A 6,921-nucleotide genomic window follows, 5' to 3' on the forward strand; every position below is an offset into this window, starting at 1 on the left:
GCCGACCGCACAATGCGACAGACCACAAGCAAAATCAAAGGTTTGCGTTAGCGCACCGGATTTATGACAGATTCTCTGGCGCCATGGGCAGCCACCGGGCGTCAATCCGGGCTGCCCGCGACCCCCTCTACAGCTCTGGCTCGTCCACACCGCTGTACATATCAGAATCCTTATACAAATCATGGACATGGCGCAACAGCACCATGATTACCGCGGCCACGGGCAGCGCCAGCAACACACCGGTGAAACCAAACAGTTCGCCCCCGGCCAGAATGGCGAAGATCACTGCCACCGGGTGCAGGCCGATGCGGTCTCCCACCAACAAGGGTGTGAGCACCATGCCCTCGAGCGCCTGACCGACCATGAACACCGCGACAATACCCATCATGGGATACAGATCGCCGCCAAACTGGAACAGCCCGGCAATCAGCGCCGCGCCAATGCCAATGATAAAGCCCATGTACGGCACAATCGCCGCCAGACCGGCAATCATCCCGATCAACAGGCCCAGCTCCAGACCCACCAGCATTAGACCCGCAGCGTAGATGACGCCCAACGCGACCATCACCAGCAATTGCCCGCGGACGAAGGCACCGAGCACTTCATGGCACTCCTCGGCCAGCGCCACTGCGCGCTCTTCGCGATCGCGCGGCAGCAGGCTGCGGATCTTGGCCATCATCAGGTCCCAATCCCGCAGCAAGTAGAAACTCACCACCGGAATCAGCACCAGGTTCGCCAGCCAGCCGATCAACGCCAAACCAGATGCTGTCGCCTGGCTCAACACCACGCCCACGATGTCGGTCGTCTGCCCCATGTGCTCGCTGATCGCAGCCTTGAGCTTGTCGAACTTCCAGAAACCCTCTGACAGCCCGAACTTCGATTGCGCCCAGGGCAATGCAGTGTGCTGCAGCCAGTCGAGCATCTGCGGCGCCAGCTCATACAAGCGAAACAACTGCTTGGCGAGCATCGGCACCAACACCAGCAACAGCGTGGTGAAGATCAGGGTGAACAACGCAAATACCGCAATCACGCCCCAAGTCCGGGACAACCCGGCGTTTTCCAGCCGGTCCACCAGGGGGTCAAACAGATAGGCCAACAACAACGCCACCAGGAACGGCGTGAGGATCGGGTGCAACAGCCAGACAAACGCGCAGAGCAACAGCACTCCACCCAACCAGAACCAACGCCGCGTATCGGCCATGAACCACTCCATTGCTTCTATATAAAGAAAGAAAATCCTACCAGCGGAAACGCAATTGCGGCGTCGGTGCCGGTGCGGGCGCTACCGCGGGTACCGAACCACCGGCGACAGGCTGGACCGGCACCGCGGGTACCGAACCACCGGCGACAGGCTGGACCGGCACCGCGGGTACCGAACCACCGGCGATAGGCTGGACCGGCACCGCGGGCACCGGCGCCGGCTCCCCCGCAACCTCCTGCAACCTGGCCAGCGATAATTGCGCTCGCAGTTGATCGGTACTGCCATTGACCCGATAAAGAATCCGGTCGCCGTCGACACTTTGCGGACGACCGCCGAAAGGCTCCAACAGGCGACCCAGGGTCGCATACCGCTCCAGATTCATGCCTTGGACTTCCAGCAACTGCGCGGCCGAGGCCCCGGGCTTGGCGACAAATCGAGGCGCCAGCCGTTGGTTGACCGCCAGCATCACCGCGTCCGCCAAAGCGGCTTGATCGGCGCCTTGGGCGCTGCCGGCCTCTTTCTGGTCGCCCAGCCACAATTGCCACTTGGCTTGCCACTGGCCGCCCTCTTCACGGGCATGCACCGCCAGCAAGGCGTCGGCATTGTAGCGCTGTGACGCGCTGCGCAGTGCCGACGGATCGGCACTTTCCAGATTCGGCCCGGTGCCGACGATTTGTTCGTTCAAGTCCGCCAGCGGCAGACGCAGGGGTAAACCACGGTGTTGCGCGGCGCGGCGCAGGGGTGTCGCACCGGCCTGACCATCGCCCACCAGGCTCGAACCCTCGGTGTAGTCGTTCAACCACCAGCCCAGTATCGACGGCCGATTGGCGCCCCACATCGCCAACCCGGCCCGACGCAACGCCTGATCGGTGGTGCCCGGGTCGAAATCGACTTTCAACACTTCCGGCGGGCCTGCCTCGAAGCCGTACTGGCTGATGATTTGCTGCGGATCTTTGCGAATCGCCGCCAACCCGGGATTCTGCGGTGCCTTGGGATCGCCGGTCAGGCGCAAGACCAGCGTATCGAGCGCTCGCTGCGTGGCTTGCTCACGCTCCTCCGGCGACTGGCCGTTGACCGGTTCGCGCACTTGATAGAGGCCCTTGACTGTTTCAGCATGGCCTACCAGGCTGGTCAGGCTAACCAGTGACAAACAGCCCACAAACAAGAATTTACAAAAACCCATGGAATATTCCTGAGGACAAAGGCGGCTGGAACAGACCGCATGAAGACGATCGGGCAAGGCTGTGACCATTGCCGAACGCAAAACATTCACACGCCCTGGGTAAGTTTTCGCTCTGTGCTAACGATAGACGGTTAATGACGACACCCCGTACAGGCGAGCAGGATGTCACCCACACGGGGTAATGGCAGTTTTTTTCGGCCGATATGCCCCCTGCCGTCGGCGTGAGGATGGCCGCTGCCCTTCAAGCCTGATAAAATCGCGCGCCTTCGCAGACCGGCAACAGCCGGGCACCCTCGAATATCGCGTGAGGCAATCACCTTCGTCGATGTCGGCGGTCCCGCTGGACTCGGTCGTTACCCAGAAATCCCCCCTAAAGGCCTGGATCATGAGCAAGCAACCCTCCCTGAGCTACAAGGACGCCGGTGTAGACATCGACGCCGGTGAAGCATTGGTCGAACGCATCAAGAGCGTCGCCAAGCGCACTGCGCGCCCGGAAGTCATGGGCGGCCTGGGCGGTTTTGGCGCCCTCTGCGAAATCCCGGCCGGCTACAAGCAGCCCGTGCTGGTTTCCGGTACTGACGGTGTCGGCACCAAGCTGCGCCTGGCCTTGAACCTGAACAAGCACGACAGCATCGGCATCGACCTGGTTGCCATGTGCGTCAACGACCTGGTGGTGTGCGGCGCAGAGCCGCTGTTCTTCCTCGACTACTACGCCACCGGCAAGCTCAACGTCGACACCGCCGCCCAGGTGGTGACCGGCATCGGCGCTGGTTGCGAACTGTCCGGTTGCTCCCTGGTCGGCGGTGAAACCGCGGAAATGCCAGGCATGTACGAAGGCGAAGACTACGACCTGGCCGGCTTCTGCGTTGGCGTCGTGGAAAAAGCCGAGATCATCGACGGTTCCAAGGTTGCTGCTGGCGATGCGCTGCTCGCCCTGCCGTCTTCCGGCCCGCACTCCAACGGCTACTCGCTGATCCGCAAGATCATCGAAGTGTCCGGTGCCGACATCGAGAACATCCAGCTCGACGGCAAGCCGCTGACCGACCTGCTGATGGCCCCGACCCGTATCTACGTGAAGCCGCTGCTCAAGCTGATCAAGGAAACAGGCGCGGTCAAGGCCATGGCCCACATCACCGGTGGCGGCCTGCTGGACAACATCCCGCGCGTATTGCCAAAAGGCGCACAAGCGGTGGTTGACGTGGCAAGCTGGACTCGCCCTGCGGTGTTCGACTGGCTGCAGGAAAAAGGCAACGTCGACGAAAACGAAATGCACCGCGTGCTGAACTGCGGCGTGGGCATGGTTATCTGCGTGGCTCAAGAGCACGTGGAAACCGCGCTGAACGTGCTGCGTGAAGCTGGCGAGCAGCCTTGGGTCATCGGTCAGATCGCCACCGCTGCCGAAGGCGCGGCCCAGGTTGAACTGAAGAACCTCAAGGCTCACTGATGTCCCAGACCTGTGATGTCGTGGTGCTGCTCTCCGGCACCGGCAGTAACTTGCAGGCCTTGATCGACAGCACGCAGACCGGCGACAGCCCGGTCCGCGTCGCTGCGGTGATCTCCAACCGTGCCGACGCCTACGGCCTGCAACGTGCCAGGGACGCGGGTATCGAAACCCGCACCCTGGATCACAAGGCTTTCGAAGGCCGCGAGGCCTTCGACGCCGCGCTGATCGAACTGATCGACGCCTTCAATCCCAAACTCGTGGTGCTGGCCGGATTCATGCGCATTCTCAGCGCTGATTTCGTACGCCATTACGCCGGTCGCCTGCTCAATATCCATCCCTCGCTGTTGCCCAAATACAAAGGGTTACACACTCATCAGCGCGCGCTGGAGGCCGGGGACGCCGAACACGGCTGCTCCGTGCACTTTGTCACCGAGGAACTCGATGGCGGACCACTGGTCGTACAAGCAGTAATACCGGTAGAGTTGCACGACTCGCCGCAGAGCCTGGCGCAGCGGGTCCATGTACAGGAACACCTGATCTACCCCATGGCCGTACGCTGGTTTGCCGAAGGCCGGCTATCGCTCAGCGAACAAGGTGCTTTACTGGATGGACAGTTGCTTGCGCCCAGCGGCCACTTGATTCGAACCTAGGAGATTTTATGCGTCGCGCCCTGCTCTTCGCTTGTGCTCTGCTCGCCCTGCCCTTCGCACAGGCCGCAGACCTTCAACCGTTCTCCGCCAGCTACACCGCCGACTGGAAACAGTTGCCCATGAGCGGCACGGCTGAACGCAGCCTGACCAAGCAAGCCAACGGCGTCTGGAAGCTCAACTTCAAGGCGTCGATGATGATCGCCAGCCTGTCCGAAGAAAGCACCCTGACCGTCGACAAGGACACCTTGCTGCCACAGTCCTACCATTTCGAACGCGGAGGCCTGGGCAAAGCCAAGAAGGCCGACCTGGACTTCGACTGGACCGCCAAGAAGGTTACCGGCACCGATCGTGGTGACGCGGTCAATATCCCGCTGAACCGCGGCATGCTCGACAAATCCACCTACCAGCTGGCACTGCAGCATGACGTGGCCGCTGGCAAGAAAAGCATGAGCTACCAGGTGGTCGATGATGGCGAAGTCGATACCTATGACTTCCGCGTGCTGGGTGCGGAAAAAGTCGACACCAAGGCTGGCCAGATCGATGCAATCAAGGTCGAGCGCGTGCGCGACCCGACACAAAGCAAGCGCATCACCGTGCTGTGGTTCGCCAAGGATTGGGATTACCTGCTGGTTCGCCTGCAACAGGTCGAGACCGACGGCAAGGAGTACAACATCATGCTCCTGGACGGCAAGGTCAATGGCAAGCCGGTTAAAGGCAGCTGAGCCACACCGACATGAAAGAGCCTCGCGAATGCGGGGCTTTTTTTTGGAACGCACCATTGGAGCAAGGCTCTATACCTTCAACGCCTTTTTTGATCGAATGACCTTTCCCGTCGCTTGCGAGGTTTCCCATGACTGTCACCGTCAATACCGTCTCCGCCGAAGGTTTGCGCCATACCGTACAGATCGATGATCACGAACTCTTTGCCGATGCGCCCGTCACCGCCGGCGGCGAAGGCTCGGCCCCGGAGCCACACGATTACTTCGATGCCGCACTGGGCGCCTGCAAGGCCCTGACCTTGAAGATGTATGCGAAGAAAAAGGACATTCCGCTGACGGGGGTTGGCGTGGAGGTCAAACGCGACAACAGTGAAGAGCAGAAAGGCAAATATGCCCTGCATGTGAAACTGACCCTCAAGGGCGTACTCACCGACGCCCAGCGCGAAGAGCTGCACCGCGTGGCTGACCGCTGCCCGGTACACAAGCTGATGACCAGCAGTGAAGTCAGCATCGAAACCCATCTGTCCGAAGGCGCGTTCAGCCAATAGCGGCAACGGCTGCGCAAGCGGGTTATGCTCGACCGCATCACCCGCTCAGCCTGGAACGCACCATGAACACTCCGCTCGTGATCCGCCCCCGCGCCGAAGATGTCGAAGGCCAACCGATTCTTCGCCCTTTGCCGTCAGCCAAATGCCGCAATGTCGGGCCCTTCGTGTTTTTCGACCACATGCTGCAAACCCGCTACGCCGCGGGAGAAGGCATGAACATCCGCCAGCATCCGCACATCGGCCTGTCCACCCTCACCTACCTCTTTGAAGGCCAGCTGCAGCACAAGGACAGCCTTGGCTCGGATCAGGTGGTGAATGCCGGTGATGTCAGCTGGATGACCGCCGGCAGCGCGATCGCCCATGTCGAGCGCACACCCCAGGCACTGAAGGAAAGCGGCTTTACGATGCACGGCCTGCAGATCTGGCTGGCGTCGCCAAAAGACCGGGAGCAGGGCCCGGGACACTACAGTCATCACCCGGCGAGCACCTTGCCAGTCAGCGAGAACCTTGGGGTGAAGATCCGCATGATCGCAGGCTCGGGCTTTTGCCTGGAGTCGCCAGTGCCGGTGCTTTCCCCTACGCTGTATGCCGAACTGCACCTGCAAACGGCGACGACCTTGCTGATTCCCACCGAGCATGAAGAGCGCGCGCTGTATGTGTTGAGCGGTGAAGTACAACTGGATGGCGAATCGATAGAGCCGCATTCGCTGGTGGTGTTGCCGCCCGGGGAAGAGATGACATTGTTCGCCGAGAGCGACTGTCATGCGGTGGTGTTCGGTGGCGCGCCACTGGACGGGCCAAGGCGGATCAACTGGAATTTCGTGGCGAGCGACCCGGCGGCTATCGATGAAGCGCGGCGGCGCTGGGCGGCCGGGGATTGGCCAACGGTGCCGGGGGAAGTTGAGAGGATTGAACTGCCAAAGGGACGAAGCGAACCCACCCCGCTATGAAGATCGTTCCCACGCGCAGCAAAGGAATGTCTCAACGGACGCTCCGCGTTCGGCTCTGGAGGGGACGCGGAGCGTCCCTGGCTGCATTCCCACGCAGAGCGTCACTAGTGTCCGGTAAACATGTTTCATAGCTGAAGGCTGCCTTGGGCAGCCTTCAGCTTTTCTCGCTCCTGCCTTCGTCGATCCCTCAGTTCTGGAGTAGCGGGCCGTTCGTGCAGGACGTGAG

7 protein-coding genes are annotated in these 6,921 nt (G+C 61.2%); 5 read left to right on the plus strand and 2 right to left on the minus strand.

What is annotated here, in order from left to right; all coding sequences use genetic code 11:
* Nucleotides 1-127: 127 nt before the first annotated feature.
* The gene (locus CGA21_RS14760) at nucleotides 128-1,201 is read right to left on the minus strand and encodes an AI-2E family transporter (RefSeq protein WP_110746336.1); all 1,074 of its coding nucleotides are present in this window, start codon (nucleotides 1,199-1,201) and stop codon (nucleotides 128-130) included.
* Between the two features lie 37 nt (nucleotides 1,202-1,238).
* Nucleotides 1,239-2,384, minus strand: a complete 1,146-nt coding sequence (locus CGA21_RS14765) for a DUF2066 domain-containing protein (protein ID WP_188264472.1) — start codon at nucleotides 2,382-2,384, stop codon at nucleotides 1,239-1,241.
* Nucleotides 2,385-2,769: 385 nt separating this feature from the next.
* On the opposite strand from CGA21_RS14765, the gene purM reads away from it, so the two are divergent.
* From purM to CGA21_RS14790, 5 genes are all read left to right on the plus strand, one after another.
* Nucleotides 2,770-3,828 (plus strand): phosphoribosylformylglycinamidine cyclo-ligase, encoded by a 1,059-nt coding sequence (gene purM, locus CGA21_RS14770; protein WP_110746334.1) that lies wholly within the window; start codon nucleotides 2,770-2,772, stop codon nucleotides 3,826-3,828.
* Complete coding sequence (gene purN, locus CGA21_RS14775) at nucleotides 3,828-4,478, plus strand: phosphoribosylglycinamide formyltransferase (protein ID WP_020799790.1); 651 nt, start codon at nucleotides 3,828-3,830, stop codon at nucleotides 4,476-4,478. The genes purM and purN overlap by 1 nt, the downstream gene beginning before the upstream one ends.
* An 8-nt stretch (nucleotides 4,479-4,486) precedes the next feature.
* A complete protein-coding gene (locus tag CGA21_RS14780; RefSeq protein WP_110746332.1) occupies nucleotides 4,487-5,200 on the plus strand; it encodes a DUF3108 domain-containing protein in 714 nt (237 codons plus the stop codon).
* Between the two features lie 128 nt (nucleotides 5,201-5,328).
* Nucleotides 5,329-5,745, plus strand: coding sequence for an OsmC family protein (locus CGA21_RS14785; protein WP_033044272.1), 417 nt, complete (start codon nucleotides 5,329-5,331; stop codon nucleotides 5,743-5,745).
* Nucleotides 5,746-5,807: 62 nt separating this feature from the next.
* Nucleotides 5,808-6,695, plus strand: coding sequence for a pirin family protein (locus CGA21_RS14790; protein WP_179056630.1), 888 nt, complete (start codon nucleotides 5,808-5,810; stop codon nucleotides 6,693-6,695).
* Nucleotides 6,696-6,921: the final 226 nt, after the last annotated feature.

Origin of the sequence: Pseudomonas sp. PSB11 (assembly GCF_014596605.1) — a bacterium.
In the GTDB taxonomy this organism is placed as follows: Bacteria; Pseudomonadota; Gammaproteobacteria; order Pseudomonadales; family Pseudomonadaceae; genus Aquipseudomonas; species Aquipseudomonas umsongensis.